This is a genomic window from Algoriphagus faecimaris (genome assembly GCF_900101705.1).
Taxonomy (GTDB): Bacteria; Bacteroidota; Bacteroidia; order Cytophagales; family Cyclobacteriaceae; genus Algoriphagus; species Algoriphagus faecimaris.
In genome coordinates this window covers 1-23106 of record NZ_FNAC01000051.1, presented here as the reverse complement: position 1 = coordinate 23106, position 23106 = coordinate 1, and the positions used below count along the sequence as shown (strand labels likewise).

24 protein-coding genes and 2 rRNA genes are annotated in these 23106 nt (G+C 40.3%); 15 read left to right on the top strand and 11 right to left on the bottom strand.

Annotated features, from left to right (window positions below):
- Together BLQ57_RS18855 and rrf are read left to right on the top strand one after the other, a co-directional pair.
- Positions 1-105, top strand: a 23S ribosomal RNA gene (locus BLQ57_RS18855); the annotation flags it as partial.
- A gap of 130 nt (positions 106-235) precedes the next feature.
- Positions 236-347, top strand: a 5S ribosomal RNA gene (rrf, locus tag BLQ57_RS18850).
- Positions 348-761: 414 nt separating this feature from the next.
- Here rrf and lipA read toward each other — a convergent pair.
- Positions 762-1640, bottom strand: a complete 879-nt coding sequence (lipA, locus tag BLQ57_RS18845) for a lipoyl synthase (protein WP_087937808.1) — start codon at positions 1638-1640, stop codon at positions 762-764.
- A gap of 55 nt (positions 1641-1695) precedes the next feature.
- Complete coding sequence (locus BLQ57_RS18840; protein ID WP_092824178.1) at positions 1696-2430, bottom strand: hypothetical protein; 735 nt, start codon at positions 2428-2430, stop codon at positions 1696-1698.
- 182 nt (positions 2431-2612) lie between these two features.
- Here BLQ57_RS18840 and sdaAA point away from each other — a divergent pair, with 182 nt between their 5' ends.
- Positions 2613-3521 carry an L-serine ammonia-lyase, iron-sulfur-dependent, subunit alpha gene (gene sdaAA / locus BLQ57_RS18835; protein WP_087937809.1) on the top strand — a complete coding sequence of 303 codons (909 nt, stop codon included), beginning with the start codon at positions 2613-2615 and terminating at the stop codon, positions 3519-3521.
- Here the strand turns inward: sdaAA and BLQ57_RS18830 are convergent.
- From BLQ57_RS18830 to BLQ57_RS18810, 5 genes are all read right to left on the bottom strand, one after another.
- Positions 3510-3968 (bottom strand): hypothetical protein, encoded by a 459-nt coding sequence (locus tag BLQ57_RS18830; RefSeq protein WP_087937810.1) that lies wholly within the window; start codon positions 3966-3968, stop codon positions 3510-3512. The genes sdaAA and BLQ57_RS18830 overlap by 12 nt on opposite strands.
- Entirely contained in the window at positions 3965-4903 is a 939-nt protein-coding gene (locus tag BLQ57_RS18825) for a calcium/sodium antiporter (protein ID WP_087937811.1), read from the bottom strand. The genes BLQ57_RS18830 and BLQ57_RS18825 overlap by 4 nt, the downstream gene beginning before the upstream one ends.
- A 3-nt stretch (positions 4904-4906) precedes the next feature.
- A complete protein-coding gene (upp, locus tag BLQ57_RS18820) occupies positions 4907-5554 on the bottom strand; it encodes a uracil phosphoribosyltransferase (RefSeq protein WP_087937812.1) in 648 nt (215 codons plus the stop codon).
- 69 nt (positions 5555-5623) lie between these two features.
- Positions 5624-6916 (bottom strand): OmpA family protein, encoded by a 1293-nt coding sequence (locus tag BLQ57_RS18815; protein WP_087937813.1) that lies wholly within the window; start codon positions 6914-6916, stop codon positions 5624-5626.
- Between the two features lie 106 nt (positions 6917-7022).
- Positions 7023-8306 (bottom strand): OmpA family protein, encoded by a 1284-nt coding sequence (locus tag BLQ57_RS18810; protein ID WP_087937814.1) that lies wholly within the window; start codon positions 8304-8306, stop codon positions 7023-7025.
- A gap of 172 nt (positions 8307-8478) precedes the next feature.
- On the opposite strand from BLQ57_RS18810, the gene BLQ57_RS18805 reads away from it, so the two are divergent.
- The 9 genes from BLQ57_RS18805 (at position 8479) to BLQ57_RS18765 (ending at position 16511) form a co-directional block, all read left to right on the top strand.
- On the top strand, positions 8479-9387 hold the full coding sequence (locus tag BLQ57_RS18805; RefSeq protein ID WP_087937815.1) for an aminopeptidase: 909 nt from the start codon (positions 8479-8481) through the stop codon (positions 9385-9387).
- A gap of 1 nt (position 9388) precedes the next feature.
- On the top strand, positions 9389-9919 hold the full coding sequence (gene hpt / locus BLQ57_RS18800) for a hypoxanthine phosphoribosyltransferase (protein ID WP_087937816.1): 531 nt from the start codon (positions 9389-9391) through the stop codon (positions 9917-9919).
- A gap of 21 nt (positions 9920-9940) precedes the next feature.
- The gene (locus tag BLQ57_RS18795; RefSeq protein ID WP_087937817.1) at positions 9941-10513 is read left to right on the top strand and encodes an adenylate kinase; all 573 of its coding nucleotides are present in this window, start codon (positions 9941-9943) and stop codon (positions 10511-10513) included.
- 72 nt (positions 10514-10585) lie between these two features.
- Positions 10586-11581: a GTPase ObgE gene (obgE, locus tag BLQ57_RS18790; RefSeq protein ID WP_087937818.1), complete on the top strand. Its 996-nt coding sequence runs from the start codon at positions 10586-10588 to the stop codon at positions 11579-11581.
- A gap of 82 nt (positions 11582-11663) precedes the next feature.
- Positions 11664-12236 carry a nucleotide exchange factor GrpE gene (locus BLQ57_RS18785; RefSeq protein WP_087937819.1) on the top strand — a complete coding sequence of 191 codons (573 nt, stop codon included), beginning with the start codon at positions 11664-11666 and terminating at the stop codon, positions 12234-12236.
- Position 12237: 1 nt separating this feature from the next.
- On the top strand, positions 12238-13341 hold the full coding sequence (gene dnaJ / locus BLQ57_RS18780) for a molecular chaperone DnaJ (RefSeq protein WP_087937820.1): 1104 nt from the start codon (positions 12238-12240) through the stop codon (positions 13339-13341).
- A gap of 79 nt (positions 13342-13420) precedes the next feature.
- Positions 13421-14308 (top strand): hypothetical protein, encoded by an 888-nt coding sequence (locus BLQ57_RS18775; protein ID WP_087937821.1) that lies wholly within the window; start codon positions 13421-13423, stop codon positions 14306-14308.
- Positions 14309-14317: 9 nt separating this feature from the next.
- Positions 14318-15211, top strand: coding sequence for an ABC transporter ATP-binding protein (locus BLQ57_RS18770; protein ID WP_087937822.1), 894 nt, complete (start codon positions 14318-14320; stop codon positions 15209-15211).
- Positions 15204-16511, top strand: coding sequence for an ABC transporter permease (locus BLQ57_RS18765; RefSeq protein WP_087937823.1), 1308 nt, complete (start codon positions 15204-15206; stop codon positions 16509-16511). The genes BLQ57_RS18770 and BLQ57_RS18765 overlap by 8 nt, the downstream gene beginning before the upstream one ends.
- A 54-nt stretch (positions 16512-16565) precedes the next feature.
- Here BLQ57_RS18765 and BLQ57_RS18760 read toward each other — a convergent pair whose 3' ends face one another.
- The gene (locus BLQ57_RS18760) at positions 16566-17036 is read right to left on the bottom strand and encodes a Dps family protein (protein ID WP_087937824.1); all 471 of its coding nucleotides are present in this window, start codon (positions 17034-17036) and stop codon (positions 16566-16568) included.
- Positions 17037-17183: 147 nt separating this feature from the next.
- Here BLQ57_RS18760 and BLQ57_RS18755 point away from each other — a divergent pair, with 147 nt between their 5' ends.
- The 3 genes from BLQ57_RS18755 to BLQ57_RS18745 all read left to right on the top strand — a co-directional run bounded on the left by BLQ57_RS18755 (position 17184) and on the right by BLQ57_RS18745 (position 21501).
- Positions 17184-18419: a sensor histidine kinase gene (locus tag BLQ57_RS18755; RefSeq protein ID WP_087937825.1), complete on the top strand. Its 1236-nt coding sequence runs from the start codon at positions 17184-17186 to the stop codon at positions 18417-18419.
- A 157-nt stretch (positions 18420-18576) separates the two neighbouring features.
- Positions 18577-20157, top strand: a complete 1581-nt coding sequence (locus BLQ57_RS18750; protein WP_087937826.1) for a peptide chain release factor 3 — start codon at positions 18577-18579, stop codon at positions 20155-20157.
- Positions 20158-20343: 186 nt separating this feature from the next.
- Positions 20344-21501, top strand: a complete 1158-nt coding sequence (locus BLQ57_RS18745) for an ATP-binding protein (protein WP_087937827.1) — start codon at positions 20344-20346, stop codon at positions 21499-21501.
- A gap of 224 nt (positions 21502-21725) precedes the next feature.
- Here BLQ57_RS18745 and BLQ57_RS18740 read toward each other — a convergent pair whose 3' ends face one another.
- From BLQ57_RS18740 to BLQ57_RS18730, 3 genes are all read right to left on the bottom strand, one after another.
- Positions 21726-22277 (bottom strand): hypothetical protein, encoded by a 552-nt coding sequence (locus BLQ57_RS18740; RefSeq protein WP_087937828.1) that lies wholly within the window; start codon positions 22275-22277, stop codon positions 21726-21728.
- Between the two features lie 6 nt (positions 22278-22283).
- Positions 22284-22820, bottom strand: a complete 537-nt coding sequence (locus BLQ57_RS18735) for a hypothetical protein (RefSeq protein WP_087937829.1) — start codon at positions 22818-22820, stop codon at positions 22284-22286.
- A gap of 30 nt (positions 22821-22850) precedes the next feature.
- A partial coding sequence (locus BLQ57_RS18730; protein ID WP_175444680.1) for an ATP-binding protein occupies positions 22851-23106 on the bottom strand: 256 nt, incomplete at its 5' end.

Genomic DNA, 23106 nt, shown 5'->3' with positions numbered 1-23106 from the left:
AGACTTCCAAACAGGGCCCTCAGAGACGATGAGGTTGATAGGCTGCAGGTGTAAAGGCAGTAATGTCATAGCTGAGCAGTACTAATTGCCCGAAAGCTTACCGTACGGCTGTTACAGTTTCTACAAGATATGTTAAAAGAGTCTGAAGTCGGAAGACCGAAGACTCAACAACTTAAAATATTAAATGGACGAATGGACCCTCCGGTATCGGAGCCTGTTCATCGGACATCAAGATTTAGGCGGCCTAGCGCAGGGGTCCCACCTCTTCCCATCCCGAACAGAGAAGTTAAGCCCTGCAGCGCCGATGGTACTGGGGTTACACCCGGAAGAGTAGGTCGCCGCCACATTATTCAAAGCCCGCAGCTCATACCTGCGGGCTTTTGTGTTTTATACCCCAAATATCGAAGGGGTATACCCGGGAGAGGAGAGCCTCTCCCGAGTATCGGAATCGCGCCTGCATTATTCAAGAAGCCTTTCGGTAACAGGGAGGGCTTTTGTGCTTTTATGGCGTTTTGTGATTTATTTTTATCTACCTAAGAAAATATCCGTGAGTAGTCCGTTTGTTTTGGGATTGGATCTTAGGGATCAGTCTTAATAGCTAGGGAAAGTTAAAATTTCAATCTATTCTTTTAAAATAAAAATCGAGACCTTTAAGTAGATCTCCAAATCAGCTGCGATTTATCTTGAAAAACTAACGTTTTGAATTAAAATTAAAAAAAAGGCTCTATATATTTAGAGCCTTTTTTTGTATTGTGTATGATTTAAACATTTACATGTCTTTCTGCATGATAAGAAGATCGTACTAGAGGACCAGATTCTACATATTTTAGGCCTCTTTTTAAGCCTTCTTCTCTGTAGTGGTCAAATGTGTCTGGATGGATAAATTCAGCAACCTCAATATGCATTTTTGTCGGCTGTAAATATTGGCCTAATGTGAGAATATCACATCCATGATCGACAAGATCATCCATTGCTTTGTAGATCTCATCTTGTTTTTCTCCTAAACCCAGCATAATACCGGTTTTTGTTCTTTTACCAAACTCTTTTGTAAGCTTAATTTGTTCTAATGACCTTTGATATTTAGCCTGAGGCCTCACTCTTCTATATAAACTTTCGACTGTTTCCATATTATGCGAAACTACCTCTTGGCCGCCACTGATCATTCTATAAAGCGCATCCCAATTTGACTTTACATCGGGTATTAGAGTTTCTATGGTGGTTTCTGGCGAATATTCTTTCGTTTTGACTACTGTCTGATACCAAATTTCTGCTCCTCTATCTTTTAGCTCATCTCTATTAACAGAAGTTAAAACAGCATGTTTTACGCCCATTAGTTTGATGGCCTCTGCAACCCTTCTTGGCTCGTCCTCATCATATTCAGGTGGTCGTCCAGTTGCAACAGCGCAAAACGAGCAGGATCTGGTACAAACATTTCCCAAAATCATGAACGTAGCCGTACCCGCACCCCAGCATTCACCCATATTGGGGCAATTACCACTTTCGCATATGGTGTGTAATTTATGCTGGTCGACTAGTCTCCGGACTTTTGCATACTCTTTTCCCACAGGAAGTTTTACTCGAAGCCAATTTGGTTTTTTCCGTCTAGTGCTTTCCTCTGATATTACTGGTAATTCGATCATATCGTATTGTATTTGCAGTAAAGTTAAGTTAGATCAATTTCTTACCCAACTTTCCTTATTTTCTAAAACCATAGTAAAATGTAAAATAAGCAGACTGGAAGACTTGCCTATTTTCAGTGGTTACTATTAAGGGTATTTCTTTGGTGAAACCCTCTAATTGGTAGCCAAGTTCCACCCCTGTCACATTACTTCTAAATACTCCAAATTCAAAATTTAAGGCTGCTTTAAAATTAGCACCTATGGCTAATTCTGATTCACCCAACCCTTCGAATAATCTCCCTGTACCTAGAATATTTAGTCGGCTTTGATGGACTTCAGGGTTGTATGGCTCGCGGACAGTTTCAAGCCTATTTACAGCATATTCGATATAATAGGGGGCTATTAAACCAATAGATGGCCCTACACCTGCTAAGGCTGATACTTGGACTCCTTGATTTGGTGCTTTTTTGAAGAGTATTATTTCCCTTCCATACTGCGGACGAATTGTATACAGATAATTCGATTTCCCAAAAACATAGCTATTTCCTAAAACCGTGTTATATCTAACCTCCTTTGGGTTTTTGACATTGGCTAGCTCTACGGAAAAGAAGCTAAATTGTGAATCGTCTATTCGGGTCCCTAATTTGAAGAAAAGACCTCCAATAAGTCCTCCATTGGTGTTTTTATTTAACCCAAAGAGCATTTCTCTATCGTAGTCGTAATTCCCTGCATCCTCTCTTTGACCAAAGGCAGTGCTGACAAAGAAAAAAACTAAGGGCAAGGTTAAAATCCTCCACTTATTTCTGGTCATAATTGCTGAACTTGAGTTTCGTTATTCATTTAAACTCTCTTCTAAAAGTAAGAGTTTAGAATGAAGTAAAAAAGTTGCTTTCTCTGATTTCTAAATAGGCTTGAACAGCTAAAAGATTTTTTACTTTTCTCATTTGCCTCTTTGAATATTGGTATTTTTACGAATAAATAAACCCAAATAGCATGTGTTTCTTATTCCAAAATTTTAAAGATTGGAAGATTTATTGTGAAGAGCATTCCATAAATCTTTCCGAGTCTGTCATAGAATACGAATGTGCCCAGAAAGGAGCTACACCAGCTTCTATTGAAACGGGAATGCTCAGTGCCTATCAAGTGATGAAGGATGCTGTGGAGACAGGACTGACCCAAGAAATGAAGTCAAGATCTGGAATGATTGATAATGGGGCAAAAAAGGTTTTCAATCATCCTGTAGCTGTACTTTCTATTGATTTTCAAAAGTTAATTTCAAGAGCGCTGGCAGCTAAAGAAGTAAATTCTTGTATGGGAAGAGTGGTAGCAGCACCCACGGCTGGAGCTTCAGGCATACTTCCCGGCACAATGGTGACTCTTCAGGAAATTCATCATTTAAGTGATAAGGAAATAGTAGGAGGCTTATTAGTTGGAGCAGGAATAGCTTTGATCATTGAGCAAAAGGCAAGTTTGGCCGGCGCAGTAGGAGGTTGTCAAGCTGAAACTGGCTCCGCTGCGGCTATGGCAGCTGGAGCAGTGGTCTACTGTTTGGGAGGGACGATCGATCAAGTATTCAATGCGGTCGCAATTACCATACAATGTATGCTTGGACTAGTATGTGATCCTGTAGCGGGCTTAGTGGAGGTTCCCTGTGTCGTAAGGAATGCAAGTGCAGCAAGTATTGCTTTTAGCTCAGCTCAAATAGCTTTAGCACAAGTCAATTCAGTGATTCCTGTGGATGAATGTATAGAAGCAATGGGAGAAATAGGTGCTTCCATGGAAAGTAGATATAAAGAAACAGCTCTTGGAGGATTAGCGGCAACATTGACAGGTCAAGCTATTTCTGAGAAAGTCCTCATCCGGGATATTGAAATTTTACCTGATGACGACTCAGCTGAGTAGTGTTTTGAAAAAAGGAATGCTGATAATTTTCTCAATGCTTAACCCAAATATAATGGCCCAAAAAATAGCACTCCAAAGCATATGGAAATAAATTTTACGTTTTTTTGTTCCAAAAGAAACTAAAATCAATGTTCCTCCTATAGGGGTTAAAAGTAATGGAGTAAGAAAAGCAATTCCTACAATCCCATATCTTTTCCAAACTTTAACAATGGTTCGATTTTTTTTAGTGAAAGTTGATTTTTTTTTTGCTGATTTTAGAGCTATCAATGTTTTGATTTTTGTTCCAAGTGTAGCAAAAATCACCACACTTGTCATCATCCCTAAGACAGTGGTCAGAATCACTATCCAGGTAGCAAAGCCTGCTGCATGACCTAAAACTGGGCCAGCAACAAATTTGAAAAAAGTTAGAAAGTAAATTCCAAAAAGGGTAATTAGCGACTCATTCATAAGAGAAAGTAGAGATAGGCTAAATAGGATAACAGTAGGATGCTCCCCTCAAGCTTAGAGATCTTTAGCTTTGTTTTCATTAATGGTAACAAAAGAAGCGTAATACCAAGCATCCAAAGGAAGTCTGATTGGATAAATTCCTGTGATACATTAATTGGATGAATCAATGCAGTGATTCCAATGATGGATAGTATATTCATGATATTGCTTCCAAGAATATTACCCATAGCAAGATCTGTTCGCTTGGAAAGGGCTGCCATTATGGAGGTGATCAATTCTGGTAAACTAGTTCCTATTGCGATAATGGTGACTCCTATGACTCTTTCAGAAACGCCAAACTCCCTAGATATTTTAACTGCATTGCCGACGAGTAGTTCCGACCCTAAATACAATCCAATTATTCCCCCCAAAAAAAGCACGACAGAAACTAACCAATTGTAGCCTTTAACATGCTCGACCTCCTCCACTCCTTCGATAAACTCAAGAGAGTTGCCATTTTCACCTTTGAATAAGTAGACATTAAAGAGGACAAAAAAACTGACTAATAAAAATCCCTCCCAAAAGCCTATATATCCATTGTAACTCAGTCCAAAAAACAAAAGTGAGACTATTAAAGTCACTGTATAGTCAAATTTAATATGACTTTTTTTAATCAGAATAGGATAAAATAAACCACTTATTCCGAGGACCAATCCTAGGTTGGCTATATTTGAGCCCAATACGTTGCCAATAGATATGTCACTATTGCCCTTGAGGGCAGCATTTACGCTTACAATTAATTCTGGAGCCGAAGTGCCAAACGCTACTATTGTTAATCCAATTAATCCTGCGCTCATCCCCAACTTAACAGCAATTGCAGAAGCTCCATCCACCAAGATTTTTCCTCCGACTAATAAAATGACTAGTCCTAAAGCCAAAAGTAAATATGCTTCCATTTCCTATAATTTAGGTCCGAATGCTAAATCACCGGCATCTCCAAGTCCCGGTATAATGTAAGATGAACTATTTAATTTTTCATCTAAAGCTCCTATCCAGATTTTGTGGGGGAGTTTCATGTTTTCTTTGATATAGGCAATTCCTTCTGGCGCTGCCACAGCTGCAGCTATATGAATGCATTTGGGCTTGCCATGCTGACTAATACTTTGGATAGATTTAATAAATGATCTCCCCGTTGCCAACATTGGGTCAGCGAGTATAATGACTTTGTTCTCTATGGAAGGACTTGCTACATACCCCAAATTGATATGAATTTCTTGCTGATTTTTATTTTCTTCTCTGTAAGCCCCGATAAATCCACTTTCAGCCTGATCGAAAAAGTTTAAAAATCCTTGGTAGAAAGGCAAGGAGGCACGTAAGACTGAAAATAAAACCAACTCATCTACAGGAAGCTCAATTGAAGCTTTTCCTAGGGGGGTGGAAGTCTCTGTTTGCTGATATTTAAGAGTTTTTGAGATCTCGTATGCAAGAATTTCTCCAAGCCTTTCTAAATTCTTGCGGAATCGAAATCGGTCTTTTTGAATTGCGGGGTCACGCATTTCTGCGATGAATTTATTAGCAATTGAAGGTTTAGAATTCAGAATAAGCATGGTGCTAATTTACAAGAAAAATCCCGGCTGAAATTAAGGCCGGGTTTGAATTTAAAGCATTTCCTTCTCTTACTTAATTTCAAAGCTTACCCTTCGTGCCAGTTGTCTTGCATCAGCTGAAGATTTATCGACGCTTGTATCTTCACCATATCCTTTGAAACTTAATCGAGCAGCGGATATCCCAGCCTGAATTAAGGCATCATATACTGCTTTAGCTCTTTTTTCAGATAGTGTAATGTTGTAGTTTTCTGAGCCAAGTTCATCTGCAAATCCCATTACCTCCAAGTTTATATTTGGATTCTTTTTCAAGAAATTGGAGACAAAGTGAATGGAAGAAATTGAAAAAGCAAGTGGCTTAGAAGAATCAAATGCGAAAAAGACGTTTAGGTATTGGTCGTTGATAGCTTTTTCGAAATAATCGACTTGATCTTGTATTTCTTCTACAGGACATCCATTTGTTGTACTTGGTCCCGGAATAAAGGGACAGTTATCCAAGTGATCTGGAGTTCCATCTCCATCAGAGTCTAATATAGTTCCTGAAGAATTGACTCTTGCTCCAGAAGGAGTATTGGGCTCTTTGTCTAGGTAATCAGGAACTCCATCTCCATCAGAATCAAGGAGCATATTTTTAATTTCCCCGATTTGATTTGCAAGCTCTTCTTTAGTAGCATATTTTTCCGCTGCAATATACCAGTCAGCATGTTGTTCTTTTTTTCCCAAATAAAAATTGAGTCCTAGCGTACCTGTCCACCAAGTACCTGTAGCATGAATATAAGGAAGTTCTGGCCCATTGGTTGGGCCTGGTTGATTAAAAAAAGCTCCATCAAAAGTAAACCGCTGTCTCCCATTGAGATTAGGTGAAATAGAACCCGATAAGGATATTTTATTAGAAAGCTTGTAAAGTAAATCAACGTTAGCGGAAAAAATATAGACTAAATCAATATCATAATCTTCAATTGGTCTTAAATCTTGCTTTAAACCACCTATACCCCCTCCAAATCCTACTAAAAGATTCAATCGATTTGTAAACGACTCAAAATTTAGAAGCCTTCCAAAGTTAATTATCCCCCTCATTCTTGCACTTGCATATCTAGTACGGAAAGTTGGGCTGACATCTTTTGCCTCATTAAATGATCCGAATCCTAAATCTCCTTTTAATCCAAAGTATTCGTTGAACATATAGCGAGCGCCGAAATCAATATGGCCAATATTCAAGGTAGGAGAGAGGTATCCGGGCGTTAATGGTCCCATGGGTTTATTAAAGCCCCCATTGACCTCCAAAGACCATGTGTTAAAATCTTTCTGCGCGTAGCTTGTTCCTATACTGACTATGAAAGCCAGTACAAACATTGTCTTTTTCATATAGGGTAATCTTAAGGGTGTGAGGCAAAGGTATAGATTATCCTGATTTTTTTTGCAAAAAAAAACCTGTCTCGTTGGAGACAGGTTTTAATATATTTCTCGGAATTTATTTTACTTCGAAGCTAGCTCTTCTAGCCATTTGCCTTGCGTCAGCAGAAGATTTGTCGACACTTGTATCTTCGCCGTATCCTTTGTAGGACAATCTAGATGCGTCTACACCAGCAGCTACAAGTAAATCATATACTGATTTTGCTCTTCTTTCAGATAGTTTGATGTTATAATCTTCTGGTCCAAGCTCATCAGCAAATCCTTTTACTTCTACGTTTACACCAGGATTTCTTTTTAGGAAATTAGCGACATAATTAGCAGCGCTAGTAGAGTATCCAAGTGGCTTTGCACTATCAAATGCAAAATAAACATTAACGTAACCGTCATTGATAGCTTTCAGGAGATAGTCTACTTCCTCTACTTCCTCTTCCACAGGACATCCGTTTGTAGATGCAGGTCCAGGAAGGAAAGGACAGTCATCCATATGATCTGGAGTACCATCTCCATCAGAATCTAAAGTTGACCCAGAAGAATTTACTCTTGCTCCTGCAGGAGTGTTTGGTTCTTTATCCAAATAATCTGGAACACCATCTCCATCAGAATCCTTCAACATATCTTTTATACCATTGATCTGAGAAGCTAACTCTTCTTTAGTAGCGTACTTGTCGGCAGCAATGTACCAATCAGCATGTTCCTCAGATGAACCTAGGTAGAAGTTAAGACCTAATGTACCTGTCCACCAAGTACCATTAGCTCCATAAAATCCATTAGTCTGACTTGGTCTAATGACAGATGCACCGTCGAAAGCCACAGTCTGACGACCGTTCAAGATGGTAGAAATATCACCAACCAAAGCAATATTCTTAGAAAGCTTCAATTGAGGTGTAATTCCAAATATTAACGTGTAAACGTTATCATCGAAATCATTAAATGTGTTCAATTCAGGATTGACAAGTCCAATACCCGCTCCTCCATGAAGCAGTAATCCAAACGATCTACTGAAGGATTCAAAATTTAGGACTCTTCCTAAATTAGCAACCCCTTGTAAGTTAAATCGATTGTACTTGGTGTCAAATGCGGGACTTTGGGAATCTCCTCCAGCCTCTTTAAACGAACCAAATCCATAATCCAGTTTTACACCGAATTTTTCATTGAACATGTAACGGACTCCAAAGTCCACATGTCCAAGGTTCAAGGTGGGAGATAGGTAGCCTGGAGTCAAAGGAGCCATCGGTTTATTGAAGCCTCCATTGAGTTCTAGGGACCATTTGTCGTAGTCCTGAGCGTTAGCGCCAATGGCTAAGGCTCCTGCCATAAGTGTAGAGAGTATTAGTTTTTTCATAACAAAAAATTTTTGTTCAAATTTTAAGTGTTTGATTGATGTGAATTACAAATTTATAAACTTTTAATTTACTGCAAATCTAGATAATTTATTTATTTGACAAGTTGACTAAATAATTTATTCTTGATTTGCCAGCAATTAACGAATTTTAAGTTACATAATTGATGCCAAAATGAAATTATTGTTCGATTTACTACAGCAATTTGGGGTTTCAGGTCAAGAATATCAAACTAGTGAATTTTTGATGCAATACATCTCCAAACGGAAATATGAATGGAATGTTTTGCCGGATGTATTTTCGGGCGAGACTTTTCATGATTGTATTATTCTTAAATTTGGTAATCCTCGAACAGCTCTCTTTGCGCACATAGACACTATTGGCTTTATGTCAAGATATGAAAATCAATTAGTTGCAATCGGAGGCCCAGAAATTATTCCTAATACGGAGTTGGTAGGTAGGGATGGTCTAGGTGATATAATTTGCAAGCTAAAAGTTCATGAAGATTCCCTTTTTCATGATTTTCCTAGAAAAATTGAACGGGGCACTAGATTGGCTTTTAATCAAAATATACGAATGACAGGAGACTTTATTCAAGCGGCCTACCTAGACAATCGACTTGGGATTTACTCCGCTTTGAAGGTTTGTGAAGAATTGGAGGATGGCTGGGTGATTTTTTCTACGTATGAAGAAACTGGAGGGGGAAGTGTTCCCTTTTTACTAAAATTCATACAAGAAAACAGCCCTATTACTCAGGCTCTGATTTCGGATATTACCTGGGTGACAGAGGGTGTGAGACCTGGAGAAGGGGTGGTTATTTCTATCAGAGATAAATTTATACCGAGAAAAAGGTTTCTAGATCGAATTATTAAATTAGCCGAATCGAGTGCTATCCCTTTTCAATTGGAAGTAGAAGAATATGGTGGAAGTGATGGTCGAGAAGTTCAGTTTTCACCCTATGCAATAGACTGGTGTTTTATCGGAGCGCCAGAAGAGCATGTGCACAGCCCGAATGAAAAGGTGGCCTTGGTCGATTTGGAAGCAATGATCCAAATGCACTCGTTTTTGATAAAAAACCTATAGCATGATTAAAACTATAAAAGGCCGTGAGTTTGAAGTTTTCATTCCGGAACAAAAAATTATTGAGAGAGTAAAAGAATTGGGGCTGAAGATAACCACTGATTTCAATGGCAGTGAACTAGTAATGATAGGGATATTGAATGGAGCCTTTATTTTTGCGTCAGATTTATGTCGACAGATTGACCTTCCTCTTTCTTTGAGTTTTGTCAAAATTGCCTCATATGATGGCATGAATTCTACTGAGTCGGTCAAAAAACTGATCGGCCTTTCTGAAGATCTTTCCGGGAAACACGTGATCTTAGTCGAAGATATAGTGGATTCAGGATTAAGTATGAATTTTCTTTTAGATCATTTTTCAAGCTTAAATCCAGCGAGCATTTCCATAGCGACATTGCTATTCAAACCGGAAGCTTTTCGGTTTAATTATCCACTTCATTATGTGGGTTTTGAAATTCCGAATAAATTTGTGCTCGGCTACGGCTTAGATTATGATGGCATTGGTAGAAACCTCTCCGACATTTATCAATTAGTCTGAGATTTTATAATTATAAAAGACATGTATAATATCGTCCTATTTGGCCCTCCGGGTGCAGGCAAAGGCACTCAAAGTGAAAAGTTAATAGCAAAATACGGGCTCACACATTTGTCTACTGGAGACTTATTCCGTAAGCATTTAGGTGAGGGAACGCAGCTTGGCGAGCTTGCTAAAAAATACATGAATGAGGGTAGGCTTGTTCCCGATGAGGTGGTGATTGGTATGGTAGAAGAAAAAATTGCAGCTACCGAAGACACCAAGGGTTTTATTTTTGATGGTTTTCCGAGGACCACTGCTCAGGCGAAAGCCCTGGATTTTATGCTCGAAAAGCATGAGATGGAGATATCTGGAATGATAGCTCTTGATGTCCCTGAAAATGTCTTGAAAGAAAGAATCAAAGAAAGGGGAAAAACTTCCGGAAGAGTAGATGACCAAGATGAGGGGAAAATAAATACCCGTATCAAGGTGTATTTGGATGAGACCCTTCCCGTAGCTGAATACTATGAAAAGCAGGGTAAGTTTACTAAAATCAATGGAGTAGGATCTATTGAAGGAATATTTGAGGACATAGCTCAGGTGATCGATAGCTATTGATCCTTTAAATTTTATTATTTTTGCATTCAAACTAGGCTGAGCTATTTTGCTTGGCCTTTTTAGTTTAAAAATATGGCAGATTCTAACTTTATCGATTACGTGAAATTTTGCTCCAGATCGGGAGCAGGTGGAGCAGGTTCTCTGCATTTCCGAAGGGAAAAGCACGTGCCCAAAGGCGGGCCGGACGGAGGAGACGGAGGGCGAGGAGGGCATATTGTTTTGCGAGGGAGCTCTCAACTTTGGACGCTTCTTCACCTGAAATATAAAAAGCACGTTATTGCCGAATCAGGAAAATCCGGTGAAGGAGGAAGACGTACGGGTGCCGATGGTAAGGATGTGATTTTAGAAGTTCCTCTAGGTACGGTGGCTAAAGATGCAGAGACTGGGGAAGTCCGCTTTGAGATTACCGATGACGGGCAGGAGGTGATTTTAACTCGTGGGGGAAGAGGCGGATTGGGAAATGATCACTTTAAGACAGCGACTAATCAGGCACCTCATTATTCGCAGCCTGGTGAATCTGGTATCGAAGAATGGATTATTTTGGAATTGAAGCTTTTGGCGGATGTAGGCTTGGTAGGTTTTCCTAATGCAGGGAAGTCCACGCTATTATCATCCATTTCAGCGGCAAGACCAGAGATAGGAGATTATCCTTTTACCACCTTAGTTCCTAACCTTGGAGTAGTAAGTTATCGAGATGACAAATCCTTTGTGATGGCGGATATTCCGGGTATCATAGAAGGCGCTGCTGAAGGCAAGGGGCTAGGAATTCGATTTCTAAGGCATATAGAGCGCAATTCGATCCTGCTTTTCCTTATTCCTGCCGATGCTCCTGACATCAAAAAGCAATATCGAATTTTGGTAGAGGAGCTTCAAAAGTACAATCCTGAGCTCTTGGATAAAAAGAGAATTTTGGCAATGTCCAAGGCCGATATGCTGGATACAGAATTAATGGAGGAGATGAGGCAAGAGTTGCCTACTGACTTGCCTTCCATTTTTATCTCTTCGGTTAGTCAGTATAATCTGGATAAATTAAAGGATTTGATTTGGCAGGCCATTCATGCAGACTGAGGTGTCAGTTTGTCAGTATTTTTAGTGTGGCAACAATATTGTTTCTAGACGGAGAGCCAGCTATTGAATAGTAGTTAAGAATATGAAAAACAAGAAAGAAGAAACAGAAGACTTGAGAGATGTACAATCCTCTACTGCTGAAGTGGAAAATTCAGATGAAAATAATGAAGCTTTACCAAGCGAAGAGTCAAATGAAGAATCAAGCGTGATTGAAAAACTACAACAAGAGGTTGCAGAAGCCAAAGATAAATACTTGAGGCTTTATTCTGATTTTGAAAACTTTCGTAAACGAAATGCGAAAGAGCGTCTGGATTTGATCAAAACTGCATCTGAAGATGTGCTGAGGGATTTGATTCCGGTGGTAGATGATTTCGAACGTGCATTTAAGGCAGGGGAAAAGGAGTCTGAGAGTGCCAAGCTGCTGGAAGGAAACCGTCTGGTATTTCAAAAACTTTTGAAAATCCTCGAGAACAAAGGGTTAAAGCCAATGGACGAGTTGGTAGGAAAGCCTTTTGACGCAGATACACAGGAGGCAATTACTCAGATACCCGCACCCAGTGAAGAAATGAAAGGAATGGTAATAGACGTGGTAGAAAAAGGATATACACTTGGAGATAAGGTAGTCCGTTTCGCTAAAGTCGTGACAGGAGCATAATATGGCAAAAAGAGATTATTACGAAGTATTGGGTGTCAGTAAGTCAGCATCTGCGGATGAGATTAAAAAAGCTTATCGCAAACTGGCGATCCAATACCACCCGGATAAAAACCCCGACAATCCTGAGGCTGAGGAAAAATTCAAAGAAGCTGCAGAGGCTTATGAAGTACTTAGCAATTCGGAGAAGCGACAGCGCTATGACCAGTTTGGCCATCAAGGGCTAGGCGGAAATGGTGGCTATGGCGGCGGAATGAATATGGAAGACATATTCTCCCAGTTTGGTGATATTTTCGGAGGCGGAGGTTTTGGATCCTTCTTTGGCGGTGGCGGAGGTGGTCGCCGAACTAAAAAGGGAACCAACCTCAGGGTCAAACTGAAATTGAATCTCCAAGAAATTGCTAATGGAGTAGAGAAAAAGATAAAAGTCAAAAGAAACATCTTGGCTCCTGGCGTCACTTTTAAATCCTGTACAACTTGCCAAGGTAGTGGTCAGATCAAAAAAGTGGTCAATACCATGCTAGGGCAGATGGTTTCGGCCAGCACTTGCGGAGTCTGTGGAGGAAGTGGTCAAATAGTTGACAAGAAGCCAGCAGAAGCAGATTCGAGAGGGTTGATTGTTAAAGAAGAAGTGATTTCTATCAATATTCCAGGAGGTGTAGCTGAAGGAATGCAGCTTAGCATGTCAGGGAAAGGAAATGAAATACCAGGAGGTATTCCCGGAGACCTTTTGATAGTTATTGAAGAAGTAGAAGAAAAGACCTTTCAAAGAGATGGTAACAATGTCATATATGATCTCTATGTGTCGTTTATTGATGCGGCCCTAGGAGCTTCAGTAGAAGTACCTACCATAGAAGGCAAGGTGAAAATAAAGATAGAGCCTGGAACACAAAGTGGTAAAATGCTTCGACTCAAAGGGAAAGGCATCAAAGATATCAACGGATACTCGAAAGGAGATCAATTGATCATGGTGAATATCTGGACACCAACTAGCCTTTCAAAGGAAGAAAGGCAAAGCTTGGAAAATCTTAGAGATTCCGAAAATTTTAAGCCGGATCCCGGTAAGTCAGAAAAGTCCTTTTTCGATAAGATGAAAGAATTTTTCTAAGCAAAAAAAGCCAGAAGCAATTCTGGCTTTTTTTATATTTTTAAAGAACCTTTTAACTCTCAAGTCGTAACCTATCGGTATGCTAAGAAATTTCGGTTTGCTTTTCCTGGGGATTGTATGTGGGATTGGCGTCAGTGAAGCGCAACTAGTACGAGAGTATAAGACTCCTGAAAAACAGGGTTTTGACTTGGTTCATCTTAATTTTTCTTCTTACAAAAGTGTCACTAATCTGAAAAGGATTCGCGCCAATGAGCCCATCTCAATTCATGGGCACTTGGAGCAAGTGAATATCCTGCCTTCTTTTTCTCATCAAATTCTTGATAATGTCCTAAGTGCAAGCCTTCAGCATAAGAATGTAGAATCCGAAAACTTGGGAAAAAGCATCACTTCCAAATTATTCTCGGGAAGCAATGCTGATTTCGGACATTCTTGGGATGTGGGATTAGTATCCAACTTTCTTTATCATTTGGATTTCAATCTGGGTATGGGTAAGTCTGACTTTGATCTTGCTAACCTACCGATTAGTCAGCTGAAAGTGATAAGCGCAAGCGCTGATGTGGCTATAGATTATAGTAGCAAAAATCCTAATCAGGTACAAATGGATACCCTTTTAGTCACGTTAAATATGGGTACCGTCAAAGTGCATCATGCTAATTATACCAATGCAAAAAAAATTATCCTTGAAGTGAATTACGGAAATATAGATTTGGACTTTAGCGATGGTATGTCTTCCAGTTCCGAAGTGATTGCAGCGGTCGGTGCAGGCACTATCAGGCTTAAGTTGCCTCCTGATTCATTTCCAGTAATTTTGAAAGCCAAAACCACCGCCATGTGCAGAACCAGTTTTCCCAAATACCTCAGGGCAATCGATAAAAACACCTATGTGACCAAGGGTTATGAAATTAATGATCCTCGATTGCTCGATTTGATTATTGATGTGGGAGTCGGTTCTCTGTCTGTAGAATAATTTTTTATGATGCTAAAAGCAAAGAATCTCAATAAATCATACGGTACTAATAAGGCGTTAACTGACCTCAATCTTGAGGTACCAAAAGGAATAATTTTTGGTCTGCTCGGCCCAAATGGCGCAGGAAAGTCTACGTTCATCCGCATCATCAATCAAATTATCGATGCTGACTCAGGAGATATTTTAATTAATGGTGAAAAACTTCACCCAAAACATATCTCACAAATCGGTTATCTACCAGAGGAGCGTGGCTTGTATAAAAAAATGAAAGTCTGGGATCAGATGATGTATTTTGCACGCCTAAAGGGGCTGGGTCATCAAGAGGCAAAAAGCCGGATTCATACATGGCTTTCTAAATTGGAAATGCTGGACTGGAGAGAGAAAAAAATAGAAGATCTGTCCAAGGGAATGGCCCAAAAAGTACAGTTTATCTCTACGATCATTCACAATCCGCCATTATTGATTTTAGATGAACCTTTTTCAGGTTTTGATCCGGTAAATGCCGAAATCATTAAAGATGAAATTCTCCAGTTGAAAAAAGAAGGGACCACGGTGATTTTAAGTACGCATCGGATGGAGTCAGTTGAGCTTCTCTGCGATCAGGTAGCGATGATCAATCGATCTTATAAAATCCTCGACGGAACCATTCGTGAAGTCAAAAATAGTTTTCGACCAGAGGTCTATCAAATTGCCTTGAATCAGCTGAAAAAAGAAATTCCAGCAGAGTGGTCCTCTTCCGAGGAAGAGGGAATTTGGACCTTTACTTTATCTCTCAGTGGCAAAAGTCCCAATGAGCTCTTGGGGGAATTGATGGGCTATGGTGAAGTAGTGAGTTTCCGGGAATTGGTGCCCAGTATGGAGGAGATTTTCATCCATCAAGTCAAATCAATGCAACATGGATAAAATCTGGCTAGTCATACAGCGCGAATACCTCTCAAGAGTCAAGAAAAAGTCATTCCTCTTGGCGACTATACTGACCCCGTTGATTTTTCCAGCGATCATGGGGATTTTTGTATGGATTGCATTAGAAGAAAAAGGCAGCCAATCGCTTCGTATCATAGAGGTAGTGGATGAAACCAATCTCTTTTTTCTAGAAAGCTCGGAGCAGTATGCCTTTTCTTTCTCCGACAGAAGCCCTGAAGAAGCCAAAGAATTAGTCAAAAATGGAGATCGCTACGGCTACCTATTAATCCCTGAAATGGACCTTGCCGAACCGGGAGGTATCGTTTTTTACAGTAATGAAAATCCTAATATGAGTCTGGTGTCCTACCTAGAGTCAAGTCTCAAAAAGAAAATAGAAGAGCAGCGACTCTTTGAAGCGGGGATTGACCCTAAAATCATCACCGAGGTCAGGACAAATGTGGCAATTAAGGCCATCACACTGGATCAGCAGGGAGGGGAGAAAGTTTCGGATGCTACCGTGAATTATGCCATTGGATTTCTGGCAGGAATATTAATTTATCTCTTTATTTTCATCTATGGCAACCAAATCATGCAAGGAGTGATCGAAGAGAAGTCCAGCAGAATTGTTGAGATTTTGGTTTCTTCTTTGAAGCCATTCCAGCTTATGCTTGGAAAAATAATCGGTATTGCCGGTGTCGGATTGACTCAGCTATTGATTTGGATTGTTTTGGTGGGGACATTGACGACGCTGGTGACTGGTTATTTGGGAATGCAGATGCCTCAGCAGCAAGCGATGGAGCTAGCTCAAATGGAAGTTGGGGCTGAGATTCCTCAATCAGAGATGGGGGAAATCCTCCAAGTCATTAATGGGATAGATTTTGTAGCTATCGTCAGTACTTTTGTGTTTTATTTCTTGGGTGGCTATCTTCTTTATGGAGCATTGTTTGCGGGTATAGGGTCGGCAGTAGATGCCCCTTCAGATGCTCAGCAATTTATGCTTCCCGTCACTGTTCCTTTGATCGTGGCCTATATGGGCTTGTTTGTTTTTGTGCTTCAAGACCCGAATAGTACCACCTCATTTTGGTTATCGGTAGTGCCATTGACTTCTCCTATAGCTATGATGGGGAGAATCAGTTACGGAGTTCCGTTTTGGGAATTAGCTTTGTCGATGATTTTGTTGATAATTGGCTTTTTGGGTACTACATGGCTAGCGGGTAGAATTTATCGAATTGGCATTTTGATGCATGGCACCAAACCTTCGTATAAAACACTTTGGAAGTGGCTAAAAAGTAGCCATTGAAAAATTAAAAAAAGCCGAGTCAATCAACTCGGCTTTGCTTTTTTATGGCTTATTTTATCTCAAGTAGGCAGATAACATCCAAACCACTTTTTCCTTTGCAGTGATGTAGTCACTCATGAGTGTGACCGTACCTTCATCCCCTTGCTCAGCAGCTGACTCCAAGACTTCTCGCTCTATATTTAAAAGTGTATTTAAGTTTTCTCGGACTGCTTCTACCATTTTTTTGGAATCTGCCACCTCTTTGGCTTCCACAATGCTTGAGTTTTCGATATATTCACCATAAGAAGATAAAGGTCTTCCTCCTAATGTCAAAATCCGTTCGGCTACCTCATCTACGCTTTCATTCGCAGTAGTGTATAATTCCTCAAATTTCGCATGTAGTTCAAAGAAATTTGGACCACTGACATTCCAATGAAAATTCCTTAAGTTTTGATAATAAATTTGATAGTTGGCAAGCAAAGTATTCAATTTCTCTACAAGTACCTTACTCTCTTTTGCCTCTAATCCTATGTCGTTCGTTTTCATATGCTTTTTTCTGTTTTTGTCTTTTAATTAATAGATTAAATTTACTCAAAATTAGTCGAATTAACTAACTGATATTTTCTATCTCCGAGATATACTATCTATGGGGATTTAGAGTTTAATTAGCTAAACAAGGCTCTTTCCAAAAGTATGAAAAACCGATTTCAAGACCTCACCTCCATTGATTTTTACCAAAACCGAAAGCAAGTGAAATGGCTTGTAGTATTCGTGTCTTTGGTGATCGGAGTAGGCTCGATATGGTATACCAATAGGCTAGTGGAGGAGCTTCGCGAAAGAGAAAGAAGGCAGATTGAGCTATTGTCTAGCGCCTTGGAGTACGCCTCCACTACCACGGATAATTTGACCTTTATCAATAAAGAAATCATTCAGCAGAATTACTCCATTCCCATCATTATGGTGGATGCATCGGGGGATCCTTTTGAATACAGGAATATATCCTTCAAGAAAAATGCAGATGCCAAGGATTCTACTAAAACTCTGCTGAGTGAGCTGGAGGAGATGAAAGCGGAATATGAGCCTATCAAACTCTCCGAGGCAGACATTCGGGTATTTTATCGGAATTCAGAGCTCCTCACTAATCTTAAATATTACCCCTATATACAGTTGGGGGTGATTTTGATATTTGGAGTTTTGGCCTATACCCTTTTTAATCAAAGTAAAATAGCTGAGCAAAATCGAGTATGGGCGGGGCTGACCAAAGAAACTGCTCATCAACTAGGCACTCCTATCGCTTCGCTGATGGCATGGATTGATTATCTACGTAATTCTCCCGTCTGGGAGGAGAACAAGGAAATTATCACCGAAATGGACAAGGATGTGGTGAAGCTGCGGATGGTCACAGAGCGATTTAGCAGTATAGGCAGTAAGCCGGTCATTCAAGCTGAAAACTTGTACAAAAGTATTGAGGAGACGATCAATTACCTCCGCCCTAGAATCTCCACCAAAGTAGACTTACAGATACAAACTGACGCACAGGATTTGGAAGCGATGATCAATAAACCGCTCTTCGAGTGGGTCATAGAAAATATCTGCAAAAATGCTGTAGATGCCATGAAAGGAAAAGGAAAAATAACCATCGAAATCCTTCAGGATAGTGATAAGTTTGTTTTAGTTGATATAAAAGATACCGGTAAGGGAATAGAGAAAAAGAATTTCAAAAGAGTGTTTAACCCGGGGTATTCCACTAGGCAACGAGGCTGGGGGCTGGGGCTAACCTTAGCCAAGCGGATCATCGAAAGCTACCACGGAGGTAGAATTTTTGTTAGGTCTTCCGAATTAGAGCAAGGCACCACTTTTAGAATCGTCCTTCACAGTACGCTCGAAGGAGCCGAGCAGTTTGTTACCGAGGGGATTTTAGAATATTAAAAGATTAGGGGTTTACGAAATTAAATCGAGAATCAATGATTTATTCTTAAGATTGAACCTTCGCAGCTAAGTATGAGGTGTGGTTGGATATCCTTAATCCTATTTCGAAAATCGTAAATCCATTTTCCTTACCTTTGCCCCCTGAATTTTACTATCCATGAGTTTGAAAGACGAAATCAAAAAGCGAAGAACGTTTGCCATCATTGCCCACCCGGATGCTGGAAAGACTACCTTGACCGAGAAATTATTGCTTTTTGGCGGGGCGATCAATACAGCCGGGGCCGTCAAGTCAAATAAAATTGACACGGCCACCAAATCTGACTGGATGGAGATCGAAAAGCAGCGGGGGATCTCCGTGGCGACTTCCGTGATGGGTTTCGAATACAAAGACATCAAAATCAACCTGCTCGATACGCCCGGTCACCAGGACTTTGCCGAGGATACGTACCGCACACTGACTGCTGTTGATTCCGTGATCATGGTCATCGACTGTGTGAAAGGGGTAGAGATACAGACCGAAAAGCTCATGGAGGTCTGTCGTATGCGAAATACCCCCGTGATCTGTTTTATCAATAAACTTGATCGAGAAGGGCGTGATCCTTACGATCTTTTGGATGAAGTGGAGGCCAAATTGAATATTCAGGTTCGTCCGCTTTCTTGGCCGATCGGAATGGGAAAAAGCTTCAAGGGAGTCTATAACTTGTTCGAAAAAAAACTGAACTTATTTACTCCTTCTCAGAGAAAGCTCAGTGATGACCGACAGGTTTTTGAGAACCTGGAGGATGCGGAACTGGATAACTTAATTGGGAAGAATCCCGCCGATCAACTTCGAGAAGATGTGGAACTGATCGAGGGAGTCTATCCGGATTTTGATCCCAAGGAATATCTGGAGGGGAAAGTAGCTCCTGTATTTTTTGGGTCGGCAGTGAATAATTTTGGAGTCAATGAAATGCTGGACACCTTTATCAAAATTGCTCCTGCTCCCAAAAGCCGTCAAACTGACGTCCGTGAAGTGACTCCGGATGAATCCAAGTTTTCGGGGTTTGTTTTTAAGATCCACGCCAATATGGATCCCAATCACCGAAATAGAATTGCTTTCTTGCGGATTTGCTCGGGAAAATTTGAGCGGAATAAACCTTACAACCACGTCCGTGGACCCAAGCCATTACGATTTTCCAACGTGACCCAGTTTATGGCTCAGGATAAGGAGATCATCGATGAGGCTTTCCCAGGAGATATTGTAGGATTGTATGACACGGGTAATTTGAAGATCGGGGATACGATCACTGATGGTGAGGATTTGACTTTTACAGGAATCCCGAGCTTCTCTCCTGAAATCTTCCGCGAAGTGGTCAATAAGGACGCGATGAAAACCAAGCAGCTGGAAAAAGGCTTGAAGCAACTCATGGAAGAAGGGGTGGCGCAGCTGTTTACCTTCGATATGGGGTCACGGAAGGTGATCGGCACGGTGGGTCAGCTTCAGTTTGAGGTGATTCAGTTCCGATTGAAAAACGAATACAACGCCACGGTGGAGTTTCATCCGATGAACCTATACAAAGCCTGCTGGATTACAAGCAAGGACAAAAAGCAGCTGGAGGAATTTGTCCGCTCCAAAAATCGTCACATCGCTCATGACAAGGATGGTAAGCTGGTTTTTATGGCCGAATCCAAAGCCTGGCTTCAGATGGTGCAGGACAATTATCCTGAGATTGAATTCCACTTTACGTCGGAGTTTTAGAAAAATATCCCTCTAGGTTTTGAAAACCTGGAGGGTTTATTTTTTTAAGTGTGGCTGTCCTGATTTCCCGAAAGCGAGATGGCAGATTAATTGACTGCTGCTTTCGGAAAATCAGTGTAAAGTATCTTTTTATAGAAAAGTGGTAAAATTCGGAATCTGATTCCGAATTTTTCCATATTTTTAATCATGATTTATAGGAAAGCGTCTGAAAAGTTGCTGGAACTGGCCTCTTATTTTAAGGTGGTTGCAGTCGTCGGCCCCCGTCAATCCGGCAAGACTACACTTGTTCGTTCGATTTTCCCTCACAAGCCTTATATTTCATTAGAAGACCCGGATCGGAGAAGATATGCAATAGAAGATCCTCGTGGCTTTTTGGGAGATTTTCCAGAGGGTGCTATTCTTGATGAAGTACAACGAACCCCTGAATTATTCTCCTACCTCCAAGGGATAGTTGATGACAAGCCCACTACGGGTCAATTTATCTTGACCGGTTCCAATAACTTTCTTCTGCAGCAATCGATCACCCAGAGTTTGGCAGGAAGGGTGGGTTATTTGCAGTTACTCCCATTCCAATTAGCAGAAATTTATTCAAAGGAAGAGGAGGTGCCGGATGAAGACTCTTTGATGTTAAATGGTGGATTTCCACCGATTTATCAGCCTGGAATTCCCACTCACCTTTGGTATCCCAATTATTTACGAACCTATATTGAACGAGATGTTCGTCAAGTGAAAAATATTTCAGACTTGATCGTTTTCGAAAGATTTATCCGACTTCTGGCTGGGCGAGTGGGCCAAGAGTTGAATCTATCATCCTTAGGAAATGAGGTCGGCGTAGATAGCAAAACCATCCAATCATGGGTTGGAATTCTAGAGAGTAGTTTTTTGATTTACTTGTTGCGTCCCCATTTTCAAAACTTCAATAAAATTATCGTCAAACGTCCCAAGCTCTATTTTCTGGATACTGGCTTGGTGAGCTTTTTACTGGGGATTGAGCGTAAAGACCAATTAAAAACGCACCCACTGAGAGGTGCACTTTTTGAAAATCTAATCGTGACCGAATTAATCAAGCAGCGAACGCATCAAGCGCAAGAAATCAATTTGTTTTTCTGGAGGGATAAGACCGGGCATGAGATTGATGTGCTGATCGATGAAGGTGTGGACTTGATTCCCGTCGAAATCAAATCTGGAAAAACCATTAATTCGGATTACTTCAAAAACCTGAAATTTTGGATGAAACTCAGCGGACAAAAAAAAGGGATGGTTTTGTATTGTGGAGATCAATCTCAATCCCGAAGTGATGGAGTTAAGGTACTAAACTGGAAAGGATATTTCTACAGTGATTAAGAAACTGGGTCTTTATGGCCGAGTCAAAAGCTTGGCTTCAGATGGTGATGGATAATTATTCTGAGATAGAGTTTTATTTTACAACTGGACAATAGTCTTGATAAAGAATTGAGACTGTCTCAATGGTTCTTTCTAGAGCCTCAAATTTTTGCAGATACTAGGCCAAATCTTACAGAGGGGCTGTAAAAAGATATGGGCAGGCTCTTTTTATATTTGCCTATAACTTACTTTAGAATTACCATTTCGTCCCCTTCAGTAAAATGAAAAACTTCGAAAAAGTATTCGAAAATGAAATATCCATCCTCTTTTTCATAAGTTCCCATCGGTAGTCCCCAATCCACCCTGTTTTGAAATAGCAAATGGTGGGGAAGATAGTGGTATCCTAAATAGGTTTCTTTTACACGCTGGATCACTTCGATAAGAGTGAAATCGAATTTTCTCTCCCTTGAGCTTGAACTGATTGTGTACCTTGTGTTATTGGAGGAAAACCCAAAATGTATTTTCTTGAAAAAGCAGGTAAATATTGGGGCTTCTAAATGAATGTAAAGATAGAAACCTGTTTCCTTGTTAGGAATTACCTTTGGTATAAAGAGTGCATTGCTTGGAGATTGAATATAGGAATAATCCGATAAGCCATCATTTTGAAAAAACTCCAATATTTTTTCCCATTTGGGATTTCCAGCTCCTTCAATTAGAAGGTTAATTTTTTTTTCAGTTAAAGGACCCCATCGATTTTTGAACTCTTCATTGAGTTTTTTTAGCATTTCTATTTCCATGATCTATTAGAGACAGAGGTAATTTGCAGTATTAATTGTGACCTGACCAAAACATGGGCCGTAGGAAAAGCCTGCTGAATTTCCTGGCAATCCAAAGGAATTTTTAAGGGTATTGAATTTTTGATCAAACTTGTTTTTGAACTGAATATAAATATTAGCGGCATTTATTGTTCCATTATTCAAACCCTGTTGAATTTCTAGGGTAGTACTATTGAATGCCTCGTTAATAATGGTGGATGCTGAAACAGAGCTAGCTAAGTTAGCCGAGAAATTAAAGCACATCGGACCAAGCTCAACAGGAATTACCTCACCTTGAAATAATGACATTTTTATAGCAGTCATGCCTAAATTACGTATTTCTGTGGTCAATGAATTACCAATACTGGTAAAAGAATATGTCCCACATATTTTAGAGTCGTCTTCTGGACTGAAACCACCACCACCACCTTGAGGTGGCTCTTCAAGGCAAGCATCCGTAGTGTTTTCATCGCAGCTGGATATTTCGGTCTGACCATGCCAGTCATTTCGGTCAAACCGTGCCACTTTGAAAGATCATTTAAATTAGGTTAATTTTTATTCGTTTTTCAAGATTCCTTTCCTTAAAGATTCTCCTTTCAGATCTAATCGATGGGATGAGTTTACCAGCCTGTCCAATATTGCATCGGCTATAGTGCCTTCTCCGATAAGGTCATACCATGCAGATACGGGTATCTGGGAGGAAACTATCGTTGATGATTCTCCGAAGCGGTCGTCTATGATATCCATGACGATTTCTCTGGTGACCGAATCGAATGCCTGTAATCCAAAGTCGTCCAGTATCAACAGTTGT

Excerpts from the sequence above, each read along its gene's own strand:
- BLQ57_RS18745 (WP_087937827.1), top strand. The coding sequence starts at position 20,344 with ATGATTTATAGGAAAGCGTCTGAAAAGTTGCTGGAACTGGCCTCTTAT.
- BLQ57_RS18770 (WP_087937822.1), top strand. The coding sequence starts at position 14,318 with ATGCTAAAAGCAAAGAATCTCAATAAATCATACGGTACTAATAAGGCG.
- upp (WP_087937812.1), bottom strand. The coding sequence starts at position 5,554 with ATGCTTATTCTGAATTCTAAACCTTCAATTGCTAATAAATTCATCGCA.
- BLQ57_RS18785 (WP_087937819.1), top strand. The coding sequence starts at position 11,664 with ATGAAAAACAAGAAAGAAGAAACAGAAGACTTGAGAGATGTACAATCC.
- BLQ57_RS18840 (WP_092824178.1), bottom strand. The coding sequence starts at position 2,430 with ATGACCAGAAATAAGTGGAGGATTTTAACCTTGCCCTTAGTTTTTTTC.
- dnaJ (WP_087937820.1), top strand. The coding sequence starts at position 12,238 with ATGGCAAAAAGAGATTATTACGAAGTATTGGGTGTCAGTAAGTCAGCA.
- BLQ57_RS18830 (WP_087937810.1), bottom strand. The coding sequence starts at position 3,968 with ATGAATGAGTCGCTAATTACCCTTTTTGGAATTTACTTTCTAACTTTT.
- BLQ57_RS18760 (WP_087937824.1), bottom strand. The coding sequence starts at position 17,036 with ATGAAAACGAACGACATAGGATTAGAGGCAAAAGAGAGTAAGGTACTT.
- lipA (WP_087937808.1), bottom strand. The coding sequence starts at position 1,640 with ATGATCGAATTACCAGTAATATCAGAGGAAAGCACTAGACGGAAAAAA.
- BLQ57_RS18795 (WP_087937817.1), top strand. The coding sequence starts at position 9,941 with ATGTATAATATCGTCCTATTTGGCCCTCCGGGTGCAGGCAAAGGCACT.
- hpt (WP_087937816.1), top strand. The coding sequence starts at position 9,389 with ATGATTAAAACTATAAAAGGCCGTGAGTTTGAAGTTTTCATTCCGGAA.
- BLQ57_RS18740 (WP_087937828.1), bottom strand. The coding sequence starts at position 22,277 with ATGGAAATAGAAATGCTAAAAAAACTCAATGAAGAGTTCAAAAATCGA.
- BLQ57_RS18775 (WP_087937821.1), top strand. The coding sequence starts at position 13,421 with ATGCTAAGAAATTTCGGTTTGCTTTTCCTGGGGATTGTATGTGGGATT.
- BLQ57_RS18805 (WP_087937815.1), top strand. The coding sequence starts at position 8,479 with ATGAAATTATTGTTCGATTTACTACAGCAATTTGGGGTTTCAGGTCAA.
- BLQ57_RS18825 (WP_087937811.1), bottom strand. The coding sequence starts at position 4,903 with ATGGAAGCATATTTACTTTTGGCTTTAGGACTAGTCATTTTATTAGTC.
- obgE (WP_087937818.1), top strand. The coding sequence starts at position 10,586 with ATGGCAGATTCTAACTTTATCGATTACGTGAAATTTTGCTCCAGATCG.
- BLQ57_RS18810 (WP_087937814.1), bottom strand. The coding sequence starts at position 8,306 with ATGAAAAAACTAATACTCTCTACACTTATGGCAGGAGCCTTAGCCATT.
- BLQ57_RS18755 (WP_087937825.1), top strand. The coding sequence starts at position 17,184 with ATGAAAAACCGATTTCAAGACCTCACCTCCATTGATTTTTACCAAAAC.
- BLQ57_RS18815 (WP_087937813.1), bottom strand. The coding sequence starts at position 6,916 with ATGAAAAAGACAATGTTTGTACTGGCTTTCATAGTCAGTATAGGAACA.
- sdaAA (WP_087937809.1), top strand. The coding sequence starts at position 2,613 with ATGTGTTTCTTATTCCAAAATTTTAAAGATTGGAAGATTTATTGTGAA.
- BLQ57_RS18765 (WP_087937823.1), top strand. The coding sequence starts at position 15,204 with ATGGATAAAATCTGGCTAGTCATACAGCGCGAATACCTCTCAAGAGTC.
- BLQ57_RS18750 (WP_087937826.1), top strand. The coding sequence starts at position 18,577 with ATGAGTTTGAAAGACGAAATCAAAAAGCGAAGAACGTTTGCCATCATT.